This is a genomic window from Streptomyces sp. NPDC033177 (assembly GCF_055577715.1).
On the sequence record NZ_JBVIPS010000006.1, the window covers coordinates 133,357 to 159,026 of the forward strand.

19 protein-coding genes and 1 tRNA gene are annotated in these 25,670 nt (G+C 70.3%); 13 read left to right on the top strand and 7 right to left on the bottom strand.

The genetic code is table 11. From position 1 onward, the window contains the following. Positions 1 to 12 precede the first annotated feature (12 nt). Positions 13 to 2,598 carry an ABC transporter permease gene (locus tag ACZ5U5_RS21610; protein WP_469024033.1) on the bottom strand — a complete coding sequence of 862 codons (2,586 nt, stop codon included), beginning with the start codon at positions 2,596 to 2,598 and terminating at the stop codon, positions 13 to 15. Next, positions 2,595 to 3,383, bottom strand: coding sequence for an ABC transporter ATP-binding protein (locus tag ACZ5U5_RS21615; protein ID WP_365821253.1), 789 nt, complete (start codon positions 3,381 to 3,383; stop codon positions 2,595 to 2,597). Before ACZ5U5_RS21615 ends, ACZ5U5_RS21610 begins: the two co-directional genes overlap by 4 nt. Positions 3,384 to 3,807: 424 nt before the next feature. On the opposite strand from ACZ5U5_RS21615, the gene ACZ5U5_RS21620 reads away from it, so the two are divergent. From ACZ5U5_RS21620 to ACZ5U5_RS21630, 3 genes are all read left to right on the top strand, one after another. Continuing rightward, on the top strand, positions 3,808 to 5,439 hold the full coding sequence (locus ACZ5U5_RS21620) for an MFS transporter (protein WP_469024035.1): 1,632 nt from the start codon (positions 3,808 to 3,810) through the stop codon (positions 5,437 to 5,439). A gap of 296 nt (positions 5,440 to 5,735) precedes the next feature. Next, the gene (locus ACZ5U5_RS21625) at positions 5,736 to 6,119 is read left to right on the top strand and encodes a DUF485 domain-containing protein (protein WP_469024976.1); all 384 of its coding nucleotides are present in this window, start codon (positions 5,736 to 5,738) and stop codon (positions 6,117 to 6,119) included. A 71-nt stretch (positions 6,120 to 6,190) separates the two neighbouring features. Continuing rightward, the gene (locus ACZ5U5_RS21630; RefSeq protein ID WP_469024978.1) at positions 6,191 to 7,771 is read left to right on the top strand and encodes a sodium/solute symporter; all 1,581 of its coding nucleotides are present in this window, start codon (positions 6,191 to 6,193) and stop codon (positions 7,769 to 7,771) included. Positions 7,772 to 7,839: 68 nt separating this feature from the next. Here ACZ5U5_RS21630 and ACZ5U5_RS21635 read toward each other — a convergent pair whose 3' ends face one another. From ACZ5U5_RS21635 to ACZ5U5_RS21645, 3 genes are all read right to left on the bottom strand, one after another. After that, positions 7,840 to 8,724, bottom strand: a complete 885-nt coding sequence (locus ACZ5U5_RS21635; protein WP_469024036.1) for a cellulose-binding protein — start codon at positions 8,722 to 8,724, stop codon at positions 7,840 to 7,842. Between the two features lie 327 nt (positions 8,725 to 9,051). Further along, positions 9,052 to 11,865 (bottom strand): SUKH-4 family immunity protein, encoded by a 2,814-nt coding sequence (locus ACZ5U5_RS21640; RefSeq protein WP_469024038.1) that lies wholly within the window; start codon positions 11,863 to 11,865, stop codon positions 9,052 to 9,054. Positions 11,866 to 11,872: 7 nt separating this feature from the next. Beyond that, positions 11,873 to 12,859, bottom strand: coding sequence for an SMI1/KNR4 family protein (locus ACZ5U5_RS21645; RefSeq protein ID WP_469024040.1), 987 nt, complete (start codon positions 12,857 to 12,859; stop codon positions 11,873 to 11,875). Positions 12,860 to 13,240: 381 nt separating this feature from the next. Between ACZ5U5_RS21645 and ACZ5U5_RS21650 the strand changes: the two genes are divergently transcribed. Both ACZ5U5_RS21650 and ACZ5U5_RS21655 read left to right on the top strand, forming a co-directional pair. Next, positions 13,241 to 13,798 carry a YwqJ-related putative deaminase gene (locus tag ACZ5U5_RS21650; protein ID WP_469024043.1) on the top strand — a complete coding sequence of 186 codons (558 nt, stop codon included), beginning with the start codon at positions 13,241 to 13,243 and terminating at the stop codon, positions 13,796 to 13,798. Between the two features lie 59 nt (positions 13,799 to 13,857). After that, complete coding sequence (locus ACZ5U5_RS21655) at positions 13,858 to 14,385, top strand: SUKH-3 domain-containing protein (RefSeq protein WP_469024045.1); 528 nt, start codon at positions 13,858 to 13,860, stop codon at positions 14,383 to 14,385. 191 nt (positions 14,386 to 14,576) lie between these two features. Here ACZ5U5_RS21655 and ACZ5U5_RS21660 read toward each other — a convergent pair whose 3' ends face one another. Continuing rightward, a complete protein-coding gene (locus ACZ5U5_RS21660; protein WP_469024047.1) occupies positions 14,577 to 15,899 on the bottom strand; it encodes a sensor histidine kinase in 1,323 nt (440 codons plus the stop codon). A gap of 162 nt (positions 15,900 to 16,061) precedes the next feature. Between ACZ5U5_RS21660 and ACZ5U5_RS21665 the strand changes: the two genes are divergently transcribed. The 6 genes from ACZ5U5_RS21665 (at position 16,062) to ACZ5U5_RS21690 (ending at position 20,816) form a co-directional block, all read left to right on the top strand. After that, positions 16,062 to 16,133: transfer RNA gene (locus ACZ5U5_RS21665), tRNA-Gln, on the top strand. A 113-nt stretch (positions 16,134 to 16,246) separates the two neighbouring features. Then, on the top strand, positions 16,247 to 17,704 hold the full coding sequence (gene glmU, locus ACZ5U5_RS21670; protein ID WP_469024050.1) for a bifunctional UDP-N-acetylglucosamine diphosphorylase/glucosamine-1-phosphate N-acetyltransferase GlmU: 1,458 nt from the start codon (positions 16,247 to 16,249) through the stop codon (positions 17,702 to 17,704). 136 nt (positions 17,705 to 17,840) lie between these two features. Then, positions 17,841 to 18,818, top strand: a complete 978-nt coding sequence (locus ACZ5U5_RS21675; protein WP_451214631.1) for a ribose-phosphate diphosphokinase — start codon at positions 17,841 to 17,843, stop codon at positions 18,816 to 18,818. Between the two features lie 189 nt (positions 18,819 to 19,007). Beyond that, positions 19,008 to 19,601 (top strand): 50S ribosomal protein L25/general stress protein Ctc, encoded by a 594-nt coding sequence (locus ACZ5U5_RS21680; protein WP_469024053.1) that lies wholly within the window; start codon positions 19,008 to 19,010, stop codon positions 19,599 to 19,601. Positions 19,602 to 19,697: 96 nt separating this feature from the next. Further along, entirely contained in the window at positions 19,698 to 20,300 is a 603-nt protein-coding gene (gene pth, locus ACZ5U5_RS21685) for an aminoacyl-tRNA hydrolase (RefSeq protein WP_469024055.1), read from the top strand. 54 nt (positions 20,301 to 20,354) lie between these two features. Beyond that, positions 20,355 to 20,816, top strand: coding sequence for a hypothetical protein (locus tag ACZ5U5_RS21690; RefSeq protein WP_469024058.1), 462 nt, complete (start codon positions 20,355 to 20,357; stop codon positions 20,814 to 20,816). A gap of 134 nt (positions 20,817 to 20,950) precedes the next feature. On the opposite strand, the gene ppc is transcribed toward ACZ5U5_RS21690, so the two are convergent. After that, positions 20,951 to 23,683: a phosphoenolpyruvate carboxylase gene (gene ppc, locus ACZ5U5_RS21695; RefSeq protein WP_469024061.1), complete on the bottom strand. Its 2,733-nt coding sequence runs from the start codon at positions 23,681 to 23,683 to the stop codon at positions 20,951 to 20,953. 291 nt (positions 23,684 to 23,974) lie between these two features. Between ppc and ACZ5U5_RS21700 the strand changes: the two genes are divergently transcribed. Then, positions 23,975 to 24,982 carry an acyl-CoA desaturase gene (locus ACZ5U5_RS21700; protein WP_469024064.1) on the top strand — a complete coding sequence of 336 codons (1,008 nt, stop codon included), beginning with the start codon at positions 23,975 to 23,977 and terminating at the stop codon, positions 24,980 to 24,982. Continuing rightward, on the top strand, positions 24,979 to 25,665 hold the full coding sequence (locus tag ACZ5U5_RS21705) for a TetR/AcrR family transcriptional regulator (RefSeq protein ID WP_363211715.1): 687 nt from the start codon (positions 24,979 to 24,981) through the stop codon (positions 25,663 to 25,665). The genes ACZ5U5_RS21700 and ACZ5U5_RS21705 overlap by 4 nt, the downstream gene beginning before the upstream one ends. Positions 25,666 to 25,670: the final 5 nt, after the last annotated feature.

Sequence of the window (25,670 nt, forward strand, 5' to 3'; positions counted from 1 at the left end):
CCGTAGCGGGAGCTATTCCGTCGCGATGGCGTTCAGGACGTTCATCCGGCCCGCCCGGAAAGCCGGGACCAGCGCCGCGAACAGACCCACGAAAGCCGAGCCGATGAAGACGGTGATGATCGTCGGCCAGGGGATCTCCAGGACCTTCAGGCCCTCCAGGGCGAGCAGCTTCTGGGCCGTCGCCCCCCAGCCCATGCCGAGCCCCAGGCCGAGGAGGGCGCCGAAGAGGGCGATGACCACCGACTCCAGGCGGATCATGCGGCGCAGCTGTCGGCGCGAGAGGCCGATGGCCCGCATCAGACCGATCTCACGGGTCCGCTCGACCACCGAGAGGGCCAGGGTGTTCACCACACCCAGGATCGCGACGATGATCGCGAGACCGAGCAGGCCGTAGACCATGTTCAGCATCTGGCCGACCTGGTCCTTCAGCGTCTGCTTGAAGTCGGTCTGGTCCATGACCTTGTACTGCGGGTAGTCGGCCATGGCCGCCTTCAGCGACTTGTACGCCGCGTCCTGCTTCCCCTCGTCCGCCTTGGCGAACATGATCTCGTTCGGCGGCATGCGGTCGGCGGGCACGTACTTCGCGGCGGTCGAGATGTTCACGTACATCGCGCCCGAGTCGATCGAGGTCTCGCTCGACGTGATGGCCCGGACGGTGATGTCAGCCGTCCTGCCGTGGTCGAAGGCGAGCTTCACCTTGTCGCCGAGCTTGATGCCGTGGTCCTTGGCGAAGTCCTCGCCGACCGACATGGAGTCCGGCTTGTAGGCGTCGGCGAGCTTGCCGGCCACGGTCTCACTGCGCAGGTCCTCGGCGTACGTCGCGTCGGCGGCGCTCAGCCCCACCTTCTTCGCGGTCTTGCCGTTCGGCCCCGTCAGGTCCGCCCTGACGTCCTTGTACTCGGTGATGTGGGCGATGTGGTCGGCCTTCTCCAGCGACTTCGCGGCCTTCGGGGTGATCGCCTGGGTGTTGTTCGACTCGATGATGAAGTCCGCGCCGACCGACTTGTCGAGCTCGTCCGTGGCCGAGGCGACCATCGAGGAGCCGACCACCGAGAGGCAGGCGACCAGGGCGAGGCCGATCATCAGGGCCGCCCCCGTGGCGCCGGTGCGGCGCGGGTTGCGCAGGGCGTTGCGCTCGGCCATGCGCCCCACAGGGCCGAACCACCGCAGCAGTACGGCACTGATGACGCGGACCACGCCGTTGGCGAGGACCGGGCCGATGACGACGAAGCCGATGAGGGAGAGGACCACGCCGCCGCCGAGGAAGAGCGAGCCCTCGCTCGCCTTGTCCGCCTGCGACGCGGTGTAGAGGCCGAAGGCGCCGGCGCCGGTGAGGACCAGGCCGATGATCGAGCGCAGGACGCTCGCCTTGCCGTCGGCCGGTGTCCCGGCGTCGCGCAGGGCCGCCATCGGGGAGACCTTGGCGGCGCGCCGGGCGGGGAGGTAGGCGGCGAGGACGGTGACGACGATGCCGAGGACCATGCCGACCACCGGCGTCGTCCACTTCACCGTGAGGTCCTGCGTGGACAGTTCCATGCCCATGCCGGACATGAGCTGCATCAGGCCGACCGCGAGCCCGACGCCCGCGCCGACCCCGAGGACCGAGCCGATGACGCCGAGAAGGAGCGCTTCGACGAGCACGGAGCGGTTGACCTGCTTGCGGCTGGAGCCGATGGCGCGCATCAGGCCGATCTCGCGGGTGCGCTGGGCGACCAGCATCGAGAAGGTGTTGATGATGAGGAAGATGCCGACGAGGAAGGCGATCCCGGCGAAGCCGAGCATCGCGTACTTCATCACGTCCAGGAAGCCGCTGACGCTCTCGCGGCCGTCGTCCGAGGTCTCCTGCTGCGTCCTGACCTTGTACGCGGAGGCCTCGGCGCCCATGGTCTCGGTGACGTTCCGCTTGAGCTCCGTGTCACTGACACCGGCGGCGGCGACCACGTTGACCTGGGTGAACTTGCCCGTGGAGCCGATGAGTTCGCGCTGCGCGGTCGCCGTGTCGAAGTAGACGATCGCGGCCCCGGGGTTGGTCACCTTGAAGGTGGCTATGCCGGAGATCCTGGCGGTGTGGTCGCCGGAGACGGCGATGGTGCGCAGCTCGTCACCGATCTTGAGGTGGTGCTTGTCGGCGGTGTCGGAGTCGATCATCACGTCGGTGGGGCCTCGCGGGGCGTGCCCGGAGGTGATGTCCATCGAGCGCTTGTCGTTGTGCGTCCAGTTGCCGGCGATGGTCGGGCCGCCGCCGGTCGGACCCACGTTCTCCTTCTCGGAGTTGACGACGGTGACGGCGGTGCTGCTGACCGCGCCCTCCGCGGACTTGACCCCTTCGGCCTTCTTCGCCTGCTCGACGACCGAGGCGGGCAGCGACTCGGGCTTCCCGCTGTCGGGCGTCTCCCCAGAGGTCTCGGCGTTCTTGTCGGTGACGGTGACGTCAGCTGACGTCGCGGCGAAGAGCTTGTCGAACGTCGTGTTCATCGTGTCGGAGAAGACGAGCGTGCCGCAGACGAACGCCACCGACAGGACCACGGCCACGGCGGAGAGCGCCATGCGGCCCTTGTGCGCGAAGAAGTTGCGCATCGAGGTCTTGAGGACGGTCATGACGTGCGCCCCCGGGCGTCGAAGTCCTTCATGCGGTCAAGGACGCTCTCGGCGGTGGGCGAGTACATCTCGTCGACGATCCGGCCGTCCGCGAGATAGAGGACCCGGTCCGCGTACGAGGCGGCCACCGGGTCGTGCGTGACCATCACGATGGTTTGGCCGAGCTCGGTCACCGACTTGCGCAGGAAGCCCAACACCTCAGCACCCGCACGGGAGTCGAGGTTCCCGGTCGGCTCGTCACCGAAGATGATCTCGGGGCGCGCGGCCAGCGCGCGGGCCACGGCGACGCGCTGCTGCTGGCCGCCTGAGAGCTCGGTCGGGCGGTGCTTGAGGCGGCCCGCAAGACCGACGGTCTCCACGACCTGGTCCAGCCAGCCGCGGTCGGGCTTGCGGCCCGCGATGTCCATCGGGAGCGTGATGTTCTCGATGGCGTTGAGCGTGGGCAGGAGGTTGAACGCCTGGAAGATGAAGCCGATCCGGTCCCGGCGAAGCTGCGTGAGCTTCTTGTCCTTCAGGCCGGTGATCTCGGTCTCGTCGAGGTAGATCTGCCCGGAGGAGACGGTGTCGAGGCCCGCGAGGCAGTGCATCAGGGTGGACTTGCCGGAGCCGGAGGGGCCCATGATCGCGGTGAACTGCCCGCGGGCGATGTCCACATCGATCTCGTCGAGCGCCACGACCCGGGTCTCCCCGGTCCCGTACGCCTTCACGACCTGGCGCGCCCGTGCCGCCACGGCCGTACGCCCTCCAGTGCCCCCGTGCCTGGGAATGGTTACAGCCGTTGTCACGGTTAGTCTCCTAAGTCGGTTACGCGGTAGATCAGGTGTGCTCGGACGTGTTCGCTACGCATAAAGATTCTGGTCGTCCGACGCCCCAGGCGCGCTGGTGCCCAGCGCAGTCTTTTGCTGGGGAAAACCCCACCCCCGAAGGTGTGGCTGGTCCGACCCGGGAGCCCCCCGGTCCGCCCCGTCGGTCCGCCCCGTCGGCATAAAGCCAATCTAAGAAGCGCCCGGGGCCTTCTCGTCCTCCGGCAGTACGAACGCTCCCCGGTCCGTAGTACGGAGGTTCCCCTAGGGGATCTCCACCTCCCGGGGGAGCGGCTCTCGGGGTTGCTCCACCCTCCTGCCGATCGGACACCGGCCCACCTGCCGGGATGCTCTGCACCCCTGCCCCGCGGCCCACCCGGGTGAGAAGGTGGCCGGAAGCAATTAGATGCAGGGGGAAGGAATCTCGGTGGGCGGCACGGGCACGGGCGGCACAGACGGCACGGACGGCATACCTTCGGCCACGCAGGACACCCGGCGGCGCGGCCCCGTCGTGGCCGCCCTCATGCTCGCCATGGCGCTCGCCGCTCTCGACGCCACGATCGTCTCGACGGTCATCCCCCAGATCGTCGGTGACCTCGGCGGCTTCTCCGTCTTCTCCTGGCTCTTCTCCGGCTATCTGCTCGCCGTCACCGTCACCCTGCCCATCTACGGCAAGCTCTCCGACACCTTCGGCCGCAAGCCCGTCCTCATCGCGGGCAGCATCCTCTTCCTCATCGGCTCGGCCCTGTGTGCCGTGGCCTGGAACATGGGTGCGCTCATCGCCTTCCGCGTCGTCCAGGGCCTGGGCGGCGGCGCGCTCCAGGGGACGGTGCAGACACTGGCCGCCGACCTCTACCCGCTCAAGGAACGCCCCAAGATCCAGGCCAAGTTGTCCACCGTATGGGCCGCCTCGTCGATCGCGGGACCCGCGCTCGGCGGTCTGATCGCCGCGTACGCCGACTGGCGCTGGATCTTCCTGATCAACCTGCCCATCGGGGCGGTGGCCCTCTGGCTGATCGTGCGCCACCTCCACGAACCGCAGCGCGAGAAGGTGACCCGGGGGCGCACCGACTGGGCGGGCGCGCTCGCCGTCTTCGCCTGCGGCGGCGTCCTGCTCACCGCGCTCGTGCAGGGCGGCGTCGCCTGGGGCTGGCTCTCCGCGCCGTCGCTCGCGCTGTTCGCGGGCGGGCTGCTCCTCGCGGCGGCCGTCGTGGTCGTCGAGCGGCGCGCGGCCGAGCCGATCATCCCCGGCTGGGTCTGGCGCCGGCGCACCATCGCCGCGGTGAACCTCGCCCTGGGCGCCCTCGGCCTCCTGATGGTCGCGCCCACCGTCTTCCTGCCGACGTACGCCCAGTCCGTACTCGGCCTCGCGCCGATCGCCGCCGGGTTCGTGCTCTCCGCCATGACCCTGAGCTGGCCCGTCTCCGCCGCCCTGAGCCAGCACGTCTACCGCAGGCTGGGCTTCCGCAACACGGCGCTCATCGGCATCGGCGGTGCCGCGCTCTTCCTCTTCGCGTTCCCCTTCCTGCCCTATCCGGGGCAGGCCTGGCAGCCGGCGCTGATCATGCTGCTGCTCGGCGCGGCACTCGGCCTCTTCCAACTGCCGCTGATCGTCGGGGTGCAGTCCACCGTCGGCTGGTCCGAGCGCGGCACGGCCACCGCGTCCATCCTCTTCTGCCGCCAGATCGGCCAGACCCTGGGCGCCGCGCTCTTCGGCGCGGTCGCCAACGGGGTCCTCACCGCGCGGCTCGGCGGCGCGGGCTCCCTGGACTCGGTGGCCCACGCCCTCGAGGACCCGGCCTCGGTCGCCGACCCCGAACGGCTGCGGCGCGCCGTCGACTCGGCGGTCGACACGGTGTACGTGGGGGCGGGGTGCGCGGCGGTGCTCGCACTCCTCGTCCTGGTGTTCCTCGCGCCTCGGCGGTTTCCGGTAATCGGGGCAGACACCCCGGAAAACGGGGAGGTCAGCGCCCCGGAGAGCGGTACGAACAGCGAACTTGCCCCGCGCGAAAGCCCCGTGAACAGACCGGCGGACTAGACCGACCAACCAGTATGGGCAAAACCCTTCGCGGCTCTACTACTTACAAGTAACGTGCTCGATCCTCACCTCTCGCTCCCTGCGGTCCCGCACCGGACCGACGCCGCGCAAGGAGAACCGGGATGCCCTACCCTCACCAGCCCCAAAACCCGCACCACCCACAGCACTCCCCGCACCCGCAAAGCCCGCCGAACCCGCAGTACGGCCCGTACCCGCAAAACCCGCCGAGCCCCCAGCACCCGAAGTCCCCACAAAGACCCCAAGCCCCGCAGCAGCCCTCACAGCACCCCCCGGGCCTGCACGCCCCCTCGTACCCCACCTACCCCTGGCAGCCGGTCGCGCCACCACCTCCCCCTCCACCCCCACGGCTCCCCCGCCACCCCGCCCTCGGCCGCCACAGCGACCTGCGCCACCTGCGCAGCGCCTACCGCTGGCAGCGCCGCGTCGCCACCCTCACGGCCCTCGGCTACTTCACGCTCTTCCTGATCCTCTCCGCCTTCGCCCCGTCCCTGATGACGGGCACGGTCTCCGGCGGCCTCACCACCGGACTGCTGCTCGGCCTGTGCCAGGTGCCCGTCACGCTGCTCGCCATAGGGCTGTACGAGTACACGGCCCGCCGCAGGGTCGACCCGATGGCCGAACGGCTGCGCAAACTGGCGCAGTTGGAGGCCAACCGATGAGCCCCTCCGCTCTGCCGGTGAGCCCCGGCATCAGAAGCGGCGTCACACTGGCCGCCGACTCGGCCCAGGCCATGTCCCTGGTGGCGTTCACCGCCGTCGTCACCCTCACGCTGCTCCTGTGCGTGATGACGGGCCCCGACCGCGACAACCTCGGCGAGTTCTACACCGGCTACGGCGCCCTCTCCCCCATGCGCAACGGCCTTGCCATCGCGGGCGACTACATCTCGGCGGCGACCGTGCTCGGCACCGGCGGCATCATCGCGCTCCTCGGGTACGACGGCGTGGTCCTGGCCCTGAGCACCGCGCTCTCCCTGATGCTCCTGATGTTCCTGCTGGCCGAACCCCTGCGCAACGCGGGCCAGTTCACCATGGGTGACGTCCTGGCACGCCGGATGCCCGGCCGGGCCGTACGCATCACGGCCTGCGCGGCGACACTCGCCGCGCTGATCCCCCTGATGCTGGTGCAGCTTGCGGGCGCGGGTGACCTGCTCTCCTTCATCCTCGGATTCTCCGGCGAGGGAGTGAAGACGGCATGCGTCGTCGCGCTCGGCGCACTCATGATCAGTTACGCGGCGATCGGCGGCATGAAGGGCACCGCCCTCATCCAGATCCTGAAGATCGTGATGCTGCTCGGCTCCGGCGCGGTCATCGCCGCCCTGATCCTGCGCCGCTTCGACTGGGACCTGGGCGCGCTGCTGGCAGCCGCCGAGCAGGGCAGCGGGGTGGGCCCCGCCTTCCTCCAGTCCGGACTCCAATTCGCGGGCGGCCCCAACCCCGGCCTGGACATGATCAGTTCGGAGCTGACGGTGGTCCTCGGCGGCGCATGCCTCCCCCACGTGACGATGCGCATGTACACGGCCCGCAGCGCGCCCGAGATACGCCGCTCGATGTCCTGGGCGGTGTCCTTGGTGGCACTCTTCGTCCTCATCATCACGATCGTCGGCTTCGGCGCGACGGCGATGATCGGGCGCGCGGCAATCGCGCAGGCGGACCCCCAGGGCAACACCGCCTACCTCCTGGGCTCCAAGGCGGTCTTCGGCGCGAACGCCTCGACCTTCGAGACCCTCATCTTCACGACGGTCACCACGGCGATCTTCCTCACGCTGCTCGCCTCGGTCGCCGGAATGATCCTCGCCTGCGCCAACTCCCTGGCCCACGACGTCTTCGCGCATCTGCGCCTGCGCAGGGAGCTCACCCCGCGCCGCGAGATGACACTGGCCCGCGTCTCGGCGCTGGCCATAGGGGGCCTCGCGATCGTCCTCGCGGTCATGGTCCAGCACCACAACCTGCAACCGCTGGTCACCCTCTCCTTCTGCCTGGGCGCATCGGCCCTCGCCCCGGCCCTGGTCTACAGCCTCTTCTGGCGCCGCTACACCCGCCGGGGCCTCCTGTGGACCCTGATCGGCGGCACCCTCGGCTCGATCATCCTCATGACGGGCACCAACCTGGTCTCGGGCTCCCCCACCTCAGCGTTCCCGGACCACGACTTCAACTGGTTCCCTTTCACCACCACAGGCATCGCCTCCATCCCCCTCGGCTTCCTCCTGGGCTGGCTGGGCACGGTGACGTCGGGCCCCGGAGAGTCGGACGAGCAGCGCAGAAGGTACGAGGCGGTGGAGGGCTGGATCCTGGCGGGGGTGACGAGAAGGTAGAAGGGCGCGGGGCGGATCCGGGGTGCTCGGGTGGGTGGGCGGGAAATGATCCGCCGCGGAGCGGCGGCCTAGGACACCCGGCCGGTCAGCGCGGCGAGGCTGCTTCGGACGTGTTCCATGTGTGCCCGCACCTCGTCCCACTCCTCGCCGTGCTCCCGCAGCATCCGCTCCGTGTCCCGGGCGATCCCTTCCTCCCGCACCCCCGCCGCAGCCACCAGCTCCGCGCCTCGCGCCTCCGCGTCCTCCTGCCCGTGCCGGGCGGACTCCTCCGCCTCCGCGAAGGCCCGCTTTGCCTCGGACAGGCGGGCCTCGGCGGCGGCCACGAGCGAAGCCTCGTGAGCCTCCGCCTCGGCCTCCCGCAGGGCGATCTCCCGCTCGGCGGCATCCCACCGCTCGGCGTGCTCCTTCTCCTGCTCCTCCAGGAGCGCGGCACTGCGCTCCCGCGTCTCCCGCAGCGCCGCGAGGGCCTCGCCCCGCCACTCCTTCACGTCACGGCGGGCCGCGATCCGCGACTCGTCGGCCGAAGCGCGGCAGGCGAGCAGCCGCTGCCGGGACCGTTCCTCGGCCTCGCCGAGGATCTCGTCGGCGTACGCGCGAGCGGCCTCGCGGACCTCCCCGGCCTCCGCGTCGGCCGCCTCCGTCGCGCGCCGCGCATCGGCCTCGGCCTCCTCCCGTACGGCCGCGGCCTCCGCCTCGCTCAAGGCGAGGACGTTCCGCGCGCGCTCGCTCAACGTCTCGTACGTCTGAGGGGCGAGCCGCGAGACCACGTCCCGCAGCCGCTCCGCCTCGGCCTCCATCTCCTTGGCGAGGACGGTGAGCCGGGCGGCGCGTTCCCACGCGTCGTCGCGGTCCCGGGACAGATCGAAGGCGTACGCGTCCACCTGCTCGGGACGGTAGCCCCGGCCGCGCACGGCGACGAAGCCGTGCTCCGACGCCGTAGAACCGCTGCTCATCCTTGAATCCCTCCTCCGACGCACCACGCGCGTACTGCGCGATTGGCGCACATCTTGATGGATCAAGCGGAAGCGCTCATAACGCGACACTCCGCGCATCTCATCCGCTCAAGGATGCGTCATTTGCAAGCAGAAGCCGGAATCGGGGTTCCCGGGGTTGAGTGCCGCGGGGCAATCGGGTGGGTGGGCGGGGAAAAGTCGCCGCGAAGCGGCGGCCAGGACGACGCACGAGGCCGCGGCCCGAGAACGCACGAGGCGCCCGACCCAGACGATGGGTCGAGCGCCTCGCACACCGCAACGGAGCGGGGGCTGGGGCCGTGGCGGGGGTTACAGCAGGCCGTCCCACATCTGCTCGAGCAGCACCGACCACCAGCTCTCCGGCGACGCCAGCGCTGCCGGGTCCAGTGCCGCCAACTGGCTCTGGAAGTCCACGGTCCAGCGGCCCGCCTGCTCCTGGTTCAACCCGTACCGCAGCCGCCACATACGACCGAGCAACGCCAGGCAACGCGCGAACTCCGGCAGACCCGTGTTCACGAACTGCGGTGGCACCGGAGCACCACCCGGGCCGGACTCCACCGGCACGGCGACGATGTTCGCCGTGCCGTACTGGACGCAGATCGCGCGGCCGAAGTCACTGCCCATCACGAGATACGAACCGGCGTCCGACGCCGGCTGCACCCCTCGCTCCTGCGCCGTCTCGGCAAGCGTCGGCACCGGGCGGCCCGGCTGCGCCTGCGCCCAGAAGAACGGCCCGAAGTCGACCGGCAGACCCGCCACGACGAGCGTGTGCGCCACGAGATCGGGCACGCCCTGCCGGGAGACCGCCCGCTGGTCGAAGCGGAAGATGCCGGGCCCGAACGCACCCACCAGCTCCTGCGCCACTCCCTCCGGCGGAATCGGCGGCGCGGGCTGCACCTGCGGCAACGGCGCGCGTACCGGCGCGGGGCGCGCCGGACCGTCCGCGACCTGGTGCAACTCGGCCTGGTGCGCGATGAGCTGCTGCATGCCGCCCTGCCGGGACCCGTGATCCCTGCCGTACGGGGCGATGCTCGTGATCCGCGCCTGCGGCCAGGTCTCCCGGATCATGCGGGCGCAGTACGCGCCGGGCAGCTCGCAGGACTCCAGCTCGGTGTGGAGTTCGAGCACCTGCTGCGGCGGCACGTTCATGCCGCGCAGCTCGTGCAGGATCTGCCACTCCGGGTGCGGCGTGCCGGGCGCCGAGCGGCGGATGAGCTGCTGCTCGGAGCCGTCCTGCGCGCGATAGCGGAGTACGGCCTGATAGCCGGGGCCCACGGTCGGCTGACCGGTGGGCGGCTGCGGGTAGCCGTAGGGCTGACCGGGACCGGGCTGACCCGGCGCGGGGGGCGGCATGCCGGGGGCGCCCGGAGCGCCCGGAGCCTGCGGCGGCATCGGCGCACCGGGGCCGCCGACCGCGGGACCGGCCAGCATCGTCGCGGCGTGGTGAACACCGCCGCCGGGAGCGCCGGGAGCACCCGAAGCCGCCGGCGGCTGGGGCGCACCAGGAGCACCCGGAGCGCCGGGCGGACCGGGAGGCTGCGGGGCACCCGGAGCACCAGGAGCACCCGGCGGCTTGATCCCACCGGGACCGCCCAGACTCGGGTCCGCCAGCATCGTCGCCGCATGGTGCACACCACCGGGAGGCGTACCCGGAGCACCCGGAGCGCCGGGCGGGCCAGGAGGCTGCGGGGCACCCGGAGCACCCGGCGGCTTGATCCCGCCAGGGCCACCCAGACTCGGGTCCGCCAGCATCGTCGCCGCATGGTGCACACCACCAGGAGGCGTACCCGGAGCACCCGGAGCACCGGGCGGCTTCGGCGCGTCCGGAGCCGCGGGCGGCTGAGGTCCGTCGGGGCCGAGCGCCGACACGAACTGCGTCGGGACGTAACCGCCCGCGGGGGTGCCCGGAGCACCGGGGCCCGACGGCGGCGGCGTACCGCCCGGCGGCATGCCGGGAGTACCCGGGGCACCGGGAGGCGGCGGCGTACTCGCACCACCGCTGCCACGCGCACCACGCGGCGGCGCCTGCGCCTTGCTGGTCGCGGCGTCGGCGATGTCCCCCGCGCCGGGCGGCACGGGACCCTGCGGGTAGCCGTACGCGGAGGGGTCGGGGGCGCTCACGCCCGGAGGCGGCGGCATGTTCACCGCGGCACCGGCGGGCGGCGGCGGCATGTTCGGCCCCGGAGCGGACGGCGGCTGCGCACCGGGCGTACCGGGAGCACCGGGCCCCTGCGGATAGCCGTACGCGGACGCGTCAGGAACACCGGCACCAGCGGGCGGCGGCGGCATGTTCGGCCCCAGAGCGCCCGGCGGCTGCGTACCAGGAGCGCCCGCACCCGGAGGCGGCGGCATGTTCGGGCCGTCAAGCGCGGGTGCCACCGTCGTCGACGGAAGGCCGCTGCCGCCGTGCATCAGCGCGGTCTTGGCCTCCGGCGCCACACCGGGCGGCGGAGTGTCGTCGTCGTCACCGCCGACCAGCGGCGGCGCGAACACCGTCGCGGGCGCGGGCACCGAACGGTCGTCGCCGGAGTCCGCGTTGGTGTCCGTACCGGCCCACGGGGTGGCCCCGGCAGGCTCGCCGCTCGACCCACCGGCAGCGGGCCACGGCGTACCGCCACCCGGCGCCTCGGGAGAAGCGGACGCGGCGGGAGCCACGGGCGCCGCGTCCGACGGACCCGCGGCGGCCGGGACCGCATCCGAGGGACCCGCGGACGCACCCGCGGACGACCCCCCCCTGCGATCCGGGATGCCCAGCTTGTCCGCCGCCTCCTGGAGCCACTCCGGGGGGCTCAACAGGAACGACGTCTGATTCAGGTCGACCCGCTCCGGCGGGGCCGGCGCCGCGTCCTGCGGCGCCGTCTCCGGAGCGCCGTACTCCTCCTCGTACCGGCGGATCACCTCACCGACCGGCAGACCCGGCCAGAGCGTGGCGTCGCCGCTGTCGCGCGCGATGACGAGCCGCTGGCGGCCGCCGTCGGACACCGGACCGTCCTCACGGTCCTCCGCCCACACGACGAAACCCAGCTCGAACTCCCGTACCCGCACCGCACGGTGCTGGTAGCCGGGCACATCGCCGTTGATCCATTCCTCGGCGCGCTCCTGCGCCTGCGCGAAGGTCACCATCGAGAAGTCACTCCCCCACCGGGACGGCGCGCGCGAAGCCACCGTCCACCATCAGGTTCGCCACGGTCTCCAACTCAGGCGGATTACCCGCCAGCCGGGACAAGAACGCGTCGAAGTCGTCACCGCACGGCAGCAGCAGCCGCTGCACCCGCTCGGCGGGCTGCCAGCCCGCCGTCTCCGATACGTCCCGTGCGTCGTCGTACGCGCAGAACCACACCGAGCCGATCCGGTCACCCTTGACCTTCACGGCCAGGATGCCGCCCTGCACGAAACCGACCCCCAAGTAGTCCTTGGTGAGATGGTCGCGCAGGCATTTGTTCACGTACACCAGGTCGTTGACCGCGGCCTCGTCCCGCACCGTGAAGAACGGCTGGTCGATCAGGAGGCCCAGCTCCGCGTCGAGCGCCGTACCCACCGGCGCGCAACCGCCCGCCGCCTTAAGGAACGAACGGTAGGCGCCGGGCAGCCGGTAACCCAGCTCCTCCTCCGCGCCGAGAATCTCCTGCTCGCTCACCGCGACCGCCGACTTCGGCAGCGCGAGATGCGCGGGGCGGGTCTCCTGGAGCGGGCGCGTGCCCCTCTTGTCCTGGTCCACCGGCGTCGTGGCGAGCCCGCCGTGGTGCCGCAGGAGCGCCTTCACCTCCACCGGGACCAGCTCGAGACGCCGGCCGCCCGGCACGTGGTGCCAGGTCCAGCCGTGCGGGGTCGCCACCGGCGGAATCGTGTCCCACAGGTCGTGGTCCGCCGCGGCCATCGCCGCGTTCGCGGAGACGTAGTCCGTCAGGCGCAGCTCGTCTACGCCGAAACCCTCCGGGGGCTCGGCGATCTCGGCGGCCGCACGCGCGTAGGCCGAGAAGTCCGGATAGCCGTGCTCGTCCACCCGCACGCCTCTGGGATGGCGCGTGGCCCGGACCGGGTCCGGGAAGTGCACGACCTGCCCGGCGTAGGCCGCGTTCGGCGGTGCGGCTTGCTGCCCCAGCCGACCTGTCGTCATGGCGGTTGCCCCCTGCGGCACTGTTAATGGTTTCGCGGATCGGTGTGCGTGAATCGTGTGCGGGATCGATGTGCGTGGATCGTGTGCGTTGATCGATGCACGTGGGTCGATATGCGTGGGTCGATATGCGTTGATCGTGCGACTTCGTCCTGCGTTCCGCGGTCTGCGGATGTCGACAGCCTATGCGCAAGGACGACACCGGTCACCGGGCCTCCGGTTCCATGACCAGCAGCCACCGGACCGTCACCGTGCGACGAAAGCCGGGCGTGTCGCGGTGCCCCAGCTTCCGCACCACCCGCCCCATTTGGCAGGCTGTCCCCGCAACGCGGGGGCGTGGCACACGCGGTCACCGCCGCGAGTTGCGGGGAGGGAAGCACCACCATGCACACGGCACAGACCGGTACGGCCCACAACACAGCGGCCACGACGGCACCCTCGGCGACCGCCGAGCACACCGCCGAAGCAGGAGATCCACGCGTCGGCTGGAGCAGCGCGTCCGCGCGCGCACCCATGCTGCGCCAACGCCGCGACGGGATACTTCCCACCGTCGCCGCCGCACTCTCCGTCCGCGGCGCCACCCTCACGAGCACCGCGGGCCGCGGCGAGGAACCTCCCGCACTGCACCCACTCGTACAGGACTTCCTCGACACCCTCACAAGCGGTCAGCGCGAACGCTTCACCGGGCGGTGCGCCGAAGCCATCCTCATCTCGCGCCACCTCACGACGGCCGACACGAGCCGCTCCAAACGCGCGGCACGAAAACCGATGACCAACGGCGAGGCCCGCAAAGCCCTCAAGCACGCCAAGCTCACCACCCGCCGCATCCGCGAGGACGGCGACCCGCTGCACGGCGGCTTCGCCCGCCCCTGCCGCTCCTGCACCGCCCTCACCGCGCACTTCGGCGTACGGATCGTGGAACCCGCCACACCCGAATCCTGATCCCCACCACCGAACCGCACACCGCAACTGCGCACCGCGAACCGCAACGAGGGCCGCCCATGCACGCCGAACAGCACACCGAAAACCCCGCGCACGCCAACCCGACCGCCGCGGCACCCCGCTTCCCCGTCCCCGTCGACGCCGCCCTGCGCGCCGCCGGGTGGACACCCGGACGGTGGGACATAAAGCAGGCGGAGATCTGGGCCGACGTCCTGCGCCGCCACACCTCACCCGCGGGACACCAGCACGCCGTCTTCCCCGCCGCCGTCGAGGCCTGGGCCGAATTCGGCGGACTGCACATCACCCCGCAGGGCCCCGGCCGCCACATAGCGCCCGCCGCCGTGCACCTGGACCCCCTCTACGGCCTCCACCTCGCCCGCACCCTCGGCGACCTGGGCCGCGCACTCGACACCGAGGTGTGCCCCATAGGAGAGGAGACGGAGACCCAGGCACTCCTGGCCATCGACGCGGAAGGCCGCGTCTACAGCCTCGACCACAGCGGCGACTGGTACCTGGGCGCCCACATCGACGAGGCCCTCGCCACCCTGGCCTCCGGCACACAACCGGAACGCCTCAAGGCGGGCTGAGACACCCCACCGGCGACCGCCCCCCCTCGGCAACGGCCACCATCCTGGCGAACGGGCCCCGCGACAACAGCAGCAACCATCGGCGACATCAGGCCGGGCAGGCCGAGAAACCACCCGCCGACTGCGCCCCTCCGAAGGCAGGCCGCGGACCTCCGCAAGCCGGCTGCGGAGGAGCCCCGCGGCCATACGACCTAGGCCGCCGCCGGCAGCACCGCCGACACCCGGAAGCCGCCCGCGTCCGTCGGGCCCGACACGAAGACGCCGCCCAGCGCGACGACCCGCTCCTTCATGCCCACCAGGCCATTGCCCCCACTCGGCAGCCGGGCGTCCCCGGGACCCACCTCCGGCGGCGGCTCGTTCTCCACCTGCATCGCGATCTCCGCACCGCGGTGCGCGAGGCGGACGTACGTCTTGGCACCCGCGGCATGCTTGTGCACGTTGGTCAACGCCTCCTGGACCACCCGATACGCGGTCTGCTCGACGTCCGCCGCGTACGCACGGGACTCACCCTCCACGGAGAGATCCACCGCCATCCCCGCCGCACGGGACTGCCCCACCAACTCGTCCAGCTCCGCCAGACGCGGCCCCTCCTCGTCCACCGCACGCGAGGCGGCGGCGGCCGCGGCGAAACCCACGGCGGCCAAGGGCACCGCATCCGACACCGAACCATGCCGGCCCCCCGCCACCGGCGTCGGCTCCCCGGTCCGCAACACACCCAGCATCTCGCGCAACTCCGTCAGCGCCTGCCGCCCCATGTCACCCACCAGAGCCGCGTTCTTCACGGCCTTCTCGGGATCCTTCCGCGCGACGGCCTGCAACGCGGCGGCATGCACGACCATCAGACTCACCCGATGCGCGACCACATCATGCATCTCCCGCGCGATCCGGGTCCGCTCCTCGTTACGCGCCCACTCCGCCCGCTCCTCGGCCCGCTCGGCAAGCAGCTGCAACTCACCCTTCAGGCTGTCGGCACGCTCCCGCAGACTCTCCATGAGCCGCCGCCGCGCCCCGATATACAGCCCCAGCAGAATGGGCGGCGCGGTCAGACCGATGGACGTGGTGATCGCGATGAACGGTATGAACCCCTCCGCGAACCCCAGATCCCCGCTCTCCATGTCCTGCCGGGTCCGCACGAGCGTCACGATGAGCGTCCCCAGCAAGGACATCCCGGCGAGCGACCCGATGATCCGCCGGGGCAATTCAGAGGCGGCCAGCGTGTAAAGCCCGACGACAGTCAGGAAGATCCCCATCTGTGCAGGCGTGATCGCGATCGAAATGAGCACCACGGCGATCGGCCACCGCCGCCGCAACACCAGCGAAGCCCCCGCCAACACCCCGAACACGATCCCCACCCCCGTGGGAATCCCCGTGTCCCCCGCGAACGTGATCCCCTCGGCCCCGCACTCCGCCGCCGAGGCCAGCGCAAGCCCCACATCCAGCACGGCACTACGCCGCCGCTCCCACCACCACGGCCCGCTCAAGGCCGCACTGTGGCTCTCCCCCGTCGTGGTCATACCTTCCAGCCTACGGGCGACAACCCCTCCTTTTCCGGCGAGTTTCCGGCCCAGTGATCGAACGCACGCGTCGTTCGTCGTCGCGTGGAAGGCACTCGGTACGGCATAGTGTTGGGTGCCGAAACGGCGACCTGGCCAAATGTCCGGTTCAGGTTGCTTCATTCCCCCGTGGTGTAATTGGCAGCACTGTGGCTTTTGGTGCCATCTGTCCGGGTTCAAGTCCTGGCGGGGGAGCTTCTCTCGGGTCCTGACCTCAAGGTCAGGACCCGCCCTCATTTCCGCCCCGCAACGCCCCGGTATCCTGCGGATGTCCACTCCCCGCACATCCGAAGCCGAAGGGCACCCCCGTGAGCGCCAACAGCCCGGCAGCCGTCGTCGTCCTTGCAGCGGGTGAGGGCACCCGTATGAAGTCGGCCACTCCCAAGGTCCTGCATGAGATCTGTGGGCGTTCCCTCATCGGGCATGTGCTCGAAGCCGCGTACGCGCTGAGCCCGGAGCGGCTCGTCACCGTCGTCGGGTTCGCCCGCGAGCAGGTCATCGCGCATCTGGGGACGATCGCTCCGGACGTGCGCACGGCGTACCAGAGCGAGCAGAAGGGCACGGGCCACGCGGTCCGCATCGGTCTGGACGAGCTCGGCGGTGCCGTGGACGGGACCGTCATCGTCGTGTGTGGTGACACCCCGCTGCTGACCGGTGCGACTCTGCAGAAGCTGGCCGAGACGCACACCGGTGACGGCAATGCCGTGACCGTGCTGACCGCCGAGGTTCCGGACGCGACCGGTTACGGGCGGATCGTGCGGGACGGTGAGAGCGGCGCGGTGACCGGCATCGTGGAGCACAAGGACGCCACCGAGAAGCAGCGTCTGATCCGTGAGATCAACTCCGGTGTGTTCGCGTTCGACGGGCAGCTGCTCGCGAAGGCGCTGGGCAAGGTGCGTACGGACAACAGTCAGGGCGAGGAGTACCTGACCGATGTCCTGGGGATCCTGCGGGAGGCGGGGCATCGTGTGGGCGCGGCCGTCACCGGTGATCACGAGGAGATCGCGGGGATCAACAACCGCGTGCAACTGGCCGAGGCCCGCCGCACCTTGAACGACCGGCTGCTGACCGAGGCGATGCTGGCGGGTGTCACGGTCGTGGATCCGGCGTCCACGTGGATCGACGCGACGGTGACGTACGAGCAGGACGCGCTCGTGCACCCCGGCACGCAGCTCCACGGCGCCACGCATCTCGGTGAGGGTGCCGAGGTCGGGCCCAACACCCGCCTGACGAACACGAAGGTCGGTGCGGGGGCCCGGGTGGACAACACGGTGGCGTACGACTCCGAGGTGGGGGAGCAGGCGAGCGTCGGTCCGTTCGCGTATCTGCGGCCGGGCACCAGGCTCGGTCTGAAGGCGAAGGCCGGCACGTTCGTGGAGATGAAGAACTCGAAGATCGGTGAGGGGACGAAGGTTCCGCACCTGTCGTACGTGGGTGACGCGACGATCGGTGATTTCACCAACATCGGTGCTGCCAGCGTCTTTGTGAACTACGACGGTGAGGCGAAGCACCACACGACGGTGGGGTCGCACTGCAAGACCGGTTCGGACAACATGTTTGTGGCTCCTGTCACTGTTGGGGACGGGGCTTACACGGCGGCGGGTTCGGTCATCACGAAGGATGTTCCGGCGGGTTCGCTGGCCGTTGCCCGTGGGCAGCAACGGAATATCGAGGGTTGGGTGGCGCGTAAGCGTCCGGGCAGCGCGGCCGCGAGGGCGGCGGAGGCGTCGTCCGGGGAGCCCGGGAATCCGGCAAGCGGGAGCTGACCGGAAACAGGTGCGTCGGACACGGCGTACCGTGATAGATGCACACCATTTCGGCCGACTCAGCGCATCGGGACTGTGAATTTCCGGGGCGTGCGAGGACGGCAGCGGGAAGAACTCGTCTGAGGAGACTAGTGCTGTGACCGGGATCAAGACGACCGGCGAGAAGAAGTTGATGCTCTTCTCCGGCCGCGCCCACCCCGAGTTGGCCGAGGAGGTCGCACACAAGCTGGGTGTCGGCATCGTGCCGACGAAGGCCTTCGATTTCGCCAACGGCGAGATCTACGTGCGGTATCAGGAGTCGGCTCGTGGCGCGGACTGCTTCTTGATCCAGAGCCACACGGCTCCGATCAACAAGTGGATCATGGAGCAGTTGATCATGATCGACGCGCTGAAGCGTGCGTCGGCCCGCTCCATCACCGTGATCGTGCCGTTCTACGGCTACGCGCGCCAGGACAAGAAGCACCGCGGTCGTGAGCCGATCTCGGCCCGCATGGTGGCGGACCTCATGAAGACGGCGGGCGCGGACCGCATCCTCACGGTGGACCTGCACACGGACCAGATCCAGGGCTTCTTCGACGGCCCGGTCGACCATCTCTTCGCGCTGCCGATCCTCGCGGACTACGTGGGCGCGAAGGTCGACCGCTCGAAGCTGACCGTGGTCTCCCCCGACGCCGGCCGCGTCCGCGTCGCCGACCGCTGGTGCGACCGTCTGGGCGCGCCGCTGGCGATCGTGCACAAGCGCCGTGACAAGGACGTCGCCAATCAGGTCACCGTCCACGAGGTCGTGGGTGAGGTCGAGGGCCGCGTCTGCGTCCTGGTCGACGACATGATCGACACGGGTGGCACGATCTGCGCCGCCGCCGACGCGCTGTTCGCGCACGGTGCGGAGGACGTCATCGTGACGGCGACGCACGGTGTGCTCTCCGGTCCGGCCGCGGACCGTCTGAAGAACTCCAAGGTGAGCGAGTTCGTGTTCACGGACACGCTGCCCGACCCGGGCGACCTGGAGCTCGACAAGATCACGGTGCTCTCGATCGCGCCGACCATCGCGAACGCGGTGCGTGAGGTCTTCGAGGACGGTTCGGTGACGAGCCTCTTCGACGAGCAGGCGTAGTCCTCGCGGGCTTACTGAAGATCGATTTCTGGGGCGGCCTCCCCGCCGGGTAGACTCACGGAGTTGCTCGGCGAGGGAGGCCGTACTCATTGAGGTACGGCTGTCCGTTATCGACGCGCTCTTCGTAGCAGGCCGCCAGTCGTGGCCGGGTGACCGTCTTTTCCGTCACCACTTTTACGAGGAGTGCACATGTCCGAGGTGAAGATTTCCGCCGAGCTCCGCAGCGAGTTCGGCAAGGGTGCCGCCCGCCGTCTGCGTCGCGCCGACAAGCTCCCCGCCGTTGTCTACGGCCACGGCGACGAGCCGATCCACATCGCCCTGCCGCACCACGGCACCCTGATGGCGCTGAAGACCCCGAACGTCCTGATCAACCTGGACATCGAGGGCAAGAGCCAGCTGGTCATCCCCAAGGCCGTCCAGCGTGACGCCGTGCGCACCGGCATCCTCGAGCACGTCGACCTGCTCCTCGTCCGCAAGGGCGAGAAGGTCAACGTCGACATCTACGTGCACACCGAGGGCGAGCTCGCCCCGGGTGGCAACCTGCTCGAGCACGTGCTGAACGCGCTGCCCGTCGAGGCCGAGGCCACGCACATCCCGGAGTCGGTCACCGTCTCCATCGCCGGTCTTGAGGCCGGTGCGACCGTTCTCGCCAAGGACATCACGCTGCCCGAGGGCACGACCCTGGCCGTCGAGGAGGACACCGTCGTCCTGCAGGTCCTGGCCGCGCAGGCCGAGGAGGCCTCCGACGCCGAGGCCGAGGGCGACGCCGCCGCCGAGGCCTGAGCCTCGGCCTTGCTCGACTGAGCTCCGTTGGGCTCGACTCTGCCGACCGCCGCTCCGCGCTCCTGCGCGGGGCGGCGGTTGGGCTATGAAGGAGACATGCAGATGACGACGGACCCCAGTGCGCCCTGGCTGATCGTGGGTCTGGGCAATCCAGGCCCTGGGTACGCCATGAACCGGCACAACGTGGGTTTCATGGTGGCCGATCTCCTCGCGGAGCGGATCGGTGGCTCGTTCAAGCGGAGTGGGCGTGCGCAGGCGCAGGTCCTGGAGGGGCGGATCGGTCCCGCGGGTCCGGGGAGCCGCCGTGTCGTCCTTGCGAAGCCGATGTCGTACATGAACGTGTCGGGTGGTCCGGTGACGGCGCTGCGCGATTTCTACAAGGTGCCGACGGCGAACATCGTGGCGGTCCATGACGAGCTGGACATCGACTACGGCACGTTGCGGCTGAAGCTGGGCGGTGGCGACAACGGCCACAACGGTCTGAAGTCGATGACGAAGGCGATGGGGTCCGACTATCACCGGGTGCGGTTCGGGATCGGGCGTCCGCCGGGGCGGATGCAGGTCGCGGACTTCGTCCTGAAGGACTTCTCGTCGGCGGAGCGCAAGGAGCTCGGCTATTTCGTGGACCGGGCCGCGGATGCGGCTCAGGCTCTGGTGATCGAGGGCCTCGAGCGGGCGCAGAGTTCGTACAACTCCTGAGCGGTGACCCGGGACGGTTGACTGAGCGCATACCCATGGCCAAGGATCGCCGCCATGAACGCGCTGCTTCTCCTCCGCCGGGCGGCGATGGGCGTGCTCGCGGTGCTGTTGCTCGTCGCGGGTTTCTGGGCATCCTGGGGCACGGCGCAGCACGTGATGCTCACCGACGACCGTGAGCGGGGCACGATGCGGGTGACGCGGTGCTCCTCCGACGACTGCTTCGGGTCGTACGTCTCCTCGACCGCCGGTTTCCCGTCACGCGAGAAGGTCGTGATCGACCGCTCGATCGCCGAGGAGAAGGGGTCGAGAATTCCGGTGGCCGTGAAGCCCGGCACCGACGAGGTCGTCCGCACGGGTGGTCCCGGGTTCCTCCACGCGTGGCTGCCGCTGGGCGGCGCGCTGCTGCTGGCCTCGGTGGTGGTGGCGGGGGGCCTGCGCCTGCCCCGCACGGCATGGTCCCTGGCGTTGGCGGGCACGGCCCTCTTGACGGCGTCCTTCGCCACGCTGGCGTTCTGACGCCACCCACCCGTTTGCCCCGCGTCGTGACGCGGGGCAAACGGGTGGGTGGGTGGGAGACATCCGCCGCGAAGCGGCGGCGCAGGCCCCCGGCAAGGACGCCCCACCAGAGCAAGGCGCCCCGCCAGCGAAAATCAGCCGGTGTTGCGCAGGCCCGCGGCCACGCCGTTGACGGTGAGGAGGAGGGCGCGGCCCAGCAAGGGGTCCGGCTCCTCGCCCGCCGCTGCCGCGTCACGCTGCCGCTTCAGGAGCGCGACCTGGAGGTACGAGATCGGGTCCAGGTAGGCGTCACGGATGCCGAAGGTCTGCTGGAGCTCCGGGTGGGAGTCGAGCAGCTTCGTGCCGCCGGTGATCCGCAGGACTTCCTGCACCGTCAGGGCGTGCTCGGCCTCGATGACGTCGAAGACGTGCTTCAGCTCGTCGGGGACGAGCGTGTCCACGTAGTGGCGGGCGATCCGCAGGTCCGTCTTCGCGAGGGTCATCTCGACGTTCGAGAGGAAGTTGCGGAAGAAGTGCCAGTGCTCGTGCATCTCGCCGAGCACGGTGTCCAGACCGGCTTCCCGCAGCGCCTTGAGGCCGGAGCCGACGCCGAACCAGCCGGGCACGATCTGCCGCGACTGGGTCCAGCCGAAGACCCACGGGATGGCGCGCAGTCCGTCGAGCGAGACGCCCGAGCCGGGGCGGCGTGAGGGCCGCGAGCCCAGGTGCAGGTCGGCGAGCTGGTCCACCGGCGTCGACGCGAGGAAGTACGTCGGCAGGTCCGGGTCCTCGACGAGCCGCCGGTAGGCGGAGTGCGCGGCGTCCGAGACGACGTCCATCGCGGCGTCCCAGCGGGCCAGTGCCTCGTCGGACTGGCGGGGTGAGGTGTGCAGGGCGGATGCCTGCAGCGTCGCCGCCACCGTCAGTTCGAGGTTCTCCCTGGCCAGGGACGGCACGAGGTACTTGTCGGAGATGACCTCGCCCTGCTCGGTCACCTTGATCTCGCCCTCGAGGGTGCCCCACGGCTGCGCGAGGATCGCGTCGTGCGAGGGGCCGCCGCCACGGCCGACGGTGCCGCCGCGGCCGTGGAAGAGGCGCAGGCGCACCCCGTACCGGTGCGCGACGTCACGGAGCCTGCGCTGGGCGCGGTGGATCTCCCACTGCGAGGTGGTGATGCCGCCGAACTTCGAGGAGTCGGAGTAGCCGAGCATGACCTCCTGGACGTCACCGCGCAGCGCGACGAGCCTGCGGTAGGAGGGGTCGGCGAGCATCTCGTCGAGGATGACGTCGGCGGCGCGCAGCTCGTCGGTCGTCTCCAGGAGCGGCACGATGCCGATCTTCGCCCAGCCGGCGTGCAGGTCGATCAGGCCCGCCTCGCGGGCGAGGACGGCAGCTGCGAACACGTCGTCCGCGCCCTGGCACATCGAGATGATGTACGACTCGATGACCTCGGGTCCGAAGACCTGCAGGGCCTTCTTCACGGTGAGGAAGACGCCGAGGGTCTTCTCCCCGGCGGCGTCCAGCGGGGCCGGCTGCGGTCCGAGCGGCCTGCGGGAGCGCAGCTCCTTGGCGAGCAGCTTCTGCCGGTACTCGCGCGGCATGTCCACGTAACGCCAGGACTCCTCGCCCAGACGGTCGAAGAGCTGGCCGAGCGCGTGGTGGTGGGCGTCGGCGTGCTCCCGTACGTCCATGGTGGCGAGCTGCAGGCCGAACGCGGCGAGCGTACGGATCGTGCGGTTCATGCGGCCGTCGGCGAACAGGGCGCCCTTGTGCTCGCGCAGCGAGGACTGGACGAGGGTGAGGTCGTGCAGGAGCTCACCGGTGCCGAGGTAGTCGCGGCCGTCCTCGTGGGCGGTGCCGCGGGCCAGGCGCTCCTTGGTGTTCTCCAGCTTCTGCCGGATGCAGGTGGCCTTGAGGCGGTAGGGCTCCTCGGCGTTCAGCCGCTTGTAGCGGGGGCTGATCTCGGGGAGCCGCTCCAGGTCGAGCTGGAGGGATGCCTTGAGTTCCTCGGTGGCTCCGGTGTAGCGGATGGAGTTGGAGAGGAAACCGCGCAGCTCGTCGACGAGGGCGAGGGCGTCGTTGATGCCGTGCTCGTGCTGGAGGATCAGGACGTCCCAGGTGACGGCGGGCGTCACGTTCGGGTTGCCGTCCCGGTCGCCGCCGATCCAGGTGCCGAAGGTGAGCGGCCGGGTGCCTTCCGGCAGCTGGACGCCGACCCGTTCCAGCTCGGCGGTGAGGTCTTCAAGGACGTCGCCGACGGCGCCGGCGTGCAGCTCGTCCAGGTAGTAGATGGCGTTGCGGGCCTCGTCCGCGGGTTCCGGACGGACGACGCGCAGCTCGTCGGTCTGCCACACCAGGTCGATGCTCTCGGCCAGGCGGGTGTCGTGGCGGCGCCGGTCGGACTCGATGACCGGGGTCTCGAGAAGCTCGGCGATGCGGCGCAGCTTGTTGAGGACGGAGCGGCGGGCGGCCTCCGTGGGGTGCGCGGTGAAGACGGGGCGCACGTTCAGGTGCTCCACGGTCTGGCGCAGGTGCTCGGGGTCGGCGTCCTTGAGCCGGTCGGCGGTACGGGACAGGAGCCCGCCCTCGGCGGCCCGGCGGGCGCGCAGCTCGCGTCCGCGGTGGACCTGCTCGGTCACGTTGGCCAGGTGGAAGTACGTGGAGAAGGCGCGGACCAGCTTGGCCGCGGTCTCCAGTTCGGTGCCACCGAGCAGGCGCGCGGCGGCCTCGCCGTCCTCACGGGTCAGGCGGCGGACCTTCTCGACCAGTTCGAGGAGCTCTGAGCCCTCCTGACGTACGAGGGTCTCGCCCAGCAGATCGCCGAGGCGGCGGATGTCGGCGCGCAGCTCGGTGCTGGCTGTGGTGGTCTGGTCGTCGGCACTGCTCACAGGTGCGGCTCCTTGCAGTGTTGAAGCACGTCAGGTCTGGGAGGGGGGTCCCCGGCAGGATATGAATCCGTGTTCCGGGGGAACTAGAGAGAGCGGACCGCGCTGTCCGACCGATTCCAAGGATAGGTGTCACATCGCGGCACGGACTCGCGGCCTCTTGCCGCCGGGTTCCGCGCTGCCATACTTACGTCGCCGTAGGTTACGGGACCGTAGCTAACGCGGGACCCGTGATCGTGCGCCCGTCGCACCCGCGCCGTGACCCTCACCCTCGACCCCACAGGGGACGTGCCCATGACCACATCTTCCGATGCGTATTCCGACACCGATGTGATCGAAGACGCTTCGCCCTCCCCCACCCCCGCCGGCTCCCCCGTCCCCTCCGCGACGCTGGGCGGTGAGCAGAAACGTTCGCTGGAGCAGCTCGCGCTGCTGCTCTTCATCACCGTCCCGTTCCTCGCCCTGCTCGCGGCGGTGCCGCTGGCCTGGGGCTGGGGAGTGAGCTGGCTGGACCTCGGCCTGCTGGTGTTCATGTACTACCTGGGCTGCCACGGCATCACGATCGGTTTCCACCGGTACTTCACGCACGGTTCCTTCAAGGCGAAGCGTCCGCTGCGGATCGCGCTCGCCGTGGCGGGGTCGATGGCGGTCGAGGGTCCGCTGGTGCGCTGGGTGGCGGATCACCGCAAGCACCACAAGTTCTCCGACGCGGAGGGCGACCCGCACTCCCCGTGGCGCTTCGGCGAGACGGTCCCGGCCCTGATGAAGGGTTTGTGGTGGGCGCACATCGGATGGATGTTCGACGAGGAGCAGACCTCGCAGGAGAAGTACGCGCCGGACCTGATCAAGGACCCGGCACTGCGCGCGATCTCCCGCCAGTTCCTGCTCTGGACCATCGTGTCCCTGGCGATCCCGCCGCTGGTCGGCGGACTTGTGACGATGTCGTGGTGGGGTGCCTTCACGGCGTTCTTCTGGGGCTCGCTGGTCCGGGTCGCCCTGCTGCACCACGTGACGTGGTCGATCAACTCGATCTGCCACGCGGTCGGCAAGCGCCCGTTCAAGTCCCGTGACCGCTCCGGCAACGTGTGGTGGCTCGCGGTCCTGTCCTGCGGCGAGTCCTGGCACAACCTCCACCACGCCGACCCCACGTCGGCGCGGCACGGTGTGCTGAAGGGCCAGGTCGACTCGTCGGCGCGGATCATCCGCTGGTGCGAGCAGTTGGGGTGGGCGACGGATGTCCGCTGGCCGTCGGAGTCCCGTATCGACTCCCGCCGGAAGCAGACGTCCGTCGGCCCGGCATGATTGACGACGTGGCGACCGACTCCAGCAATTCCAGCCCCTCCAGCAAAGAGAAGCAGCCCCGGCGTGCGCGCCGGACCCGGATGACGGGTGCCGAGCGCCGGGAGCAGTTGCTGGACATCGGCCGCACCCTCTTCGCCGCCAAGGGCTTCGAGGGCACGTCGGTGGAGGAGATCGCGGCGAAGGCCGGGGTCTCCAAGCCTGTCGTGTACGAGCACTTCGGCGGCAAGGAAGGTCTGTACGCGGTGGTGGTGGACCGCGAGATGCGGGCGCTGCTCGACGGTGTGACGGGGGCGCTGACCGCAGGCCATCCGCGTGAGCTCCTCGAACAGGCGGCGTTCGCCCTCCTCGACTACATCGAGACGTACACGGACGGTTTCCGCATCCTGGTCCGTGACTCGCCGGTTGCGCAGTCGACGGGCACCTTCGCCTCGCTCATCTCGGACATCGCGACGCAGGTCGAGGACATCCTGGGCCAGGAGTTCAAGACGCGGGGCTTCGACCAGAAGCTGGCCCCGCTGTACGCGCAGGCGCTGGTCGGCATGGTCGCGCTGACGGGCCAGTGGTGGCTGGACGTCCGCAAGCCGAAGAAGGCGGAGGTGGCGGCGCACCTGGTGAACCTGGCATGGCACGGCCTGGACGGCCTGGAGCCGAAGCCGCGCCTGATAGGCCACCGCAAGAGTTAGCACCC

What these genes read in the sequence shown, in the direction of transcription:
- ACZ5U5_RS21610 (WP_469024033.1), bottom strand. Translation starts at nt 2,598, where the DNA reads ATGACCGTCCTCAAGACCTCGATGCGCAACTTCTTCGCGCACAAGGGC.
- ACZ5U5_RS21620 (WP_469024035.1), top strand. Translation starts at nt 3,808, where the DNA reads ATGCAGGGGGAAGGAATCTCGGTGGGCGGCACGGGCACGGGCGGCACA.
- ACZ5U5_RS21630 (WP_469024978.1), top strand. Translation starts at nt 6,191, where the DNA reads ATGTCCCTGGTGGCGTTCACCGCCGTCGTCACCCTCACGCTGCTCCTG.
- ACZ5U5_RS21635 (WP_469024036.1), bottom strand. Translation starts at nt 8,724, where the DNA reads ATGAGCAGCGGTTCTACGGCGTCGGAGCACGGCTTCGTCGCCGTGCGC.
- ACZ5U5_RS21640 (WP_469024038.1), bottom strand. Translation starts at nt 11,865, where the DNA reads ATGGTGACCTTCGCGCAGGCGCAGGAGCGCGCCGAGGAATGGATCAAC.
- ACZ5U5_RS21645 (WP_469024040.1), bottom strand. Translation starts at nt 12,859, where the DNA reads ATGACGACAGGTCGGCTGGGGCAGCAAGCCGCACCGCCGAACGCGGCC.
- ACZ5U5_RS21650 (WP_469024043.1), top strand. Translation starts at nt 13,241, where the DNA reads ATGCACACGGCACAGACCGGTACGGCCCACAACACAGCGGCCACGACG.
- ACZ5U5_RS21655 (WP_469024045.1), top strand. Translation starts at nt 13,858, where the DNA reads ATGCACGCCGAACAGCACACCGAAAACCCCGCGCACGCCAACCCGACC.
- ACZ5U5_RS21660 (WP_469024047.1), bottom strand. Translation starts at nt 15,899, where the DNA reads ATGACCACGACGGGGGAGAGCCACAGTGCGGCCTTGAGCGGGCCGTGG.
- ACZ5U5_RS21680 (WP_469024053.1), top strand. Translation starts at nt 19,008, where the DNA reads ATGTCCGAGGTGAAGATTTCCGCCGAGCTCCGCAGCGAGTTCGGCAAG.
- pth (WP_469024055.1), top strand. Translation starts at nt 19,698, where the DNA reads ATGCAGATGACGACGGACCCCAGTGCGCCCTGGCTGATCGTGGGTCTG.
- ACZ5U5_RS21690 (WP_469024058.1), top strand. Translation starts at nt 20,355, where the DNA reads ATGAACGCGCTGCTTCTCCTCCGCCGGGCGGCGATGGGCGTGCTCGCG.
- ACZ5U5_RS21700 (WP_469024064.1), top strand. Translation starts at nt 23,975, where the DNA reads ATGACCACATCTTCCGATGCGTATTCCGACACCGATGTGATCGAAGAC.
- ACZ5U5_RS21705 (WP_363211715.1), top strand. Translation starts at nt 24,979, where the DNA reads ATGATTGACGACGTGGCGACCGACTCCAGCAATTCCAGCCCCTCCAGC.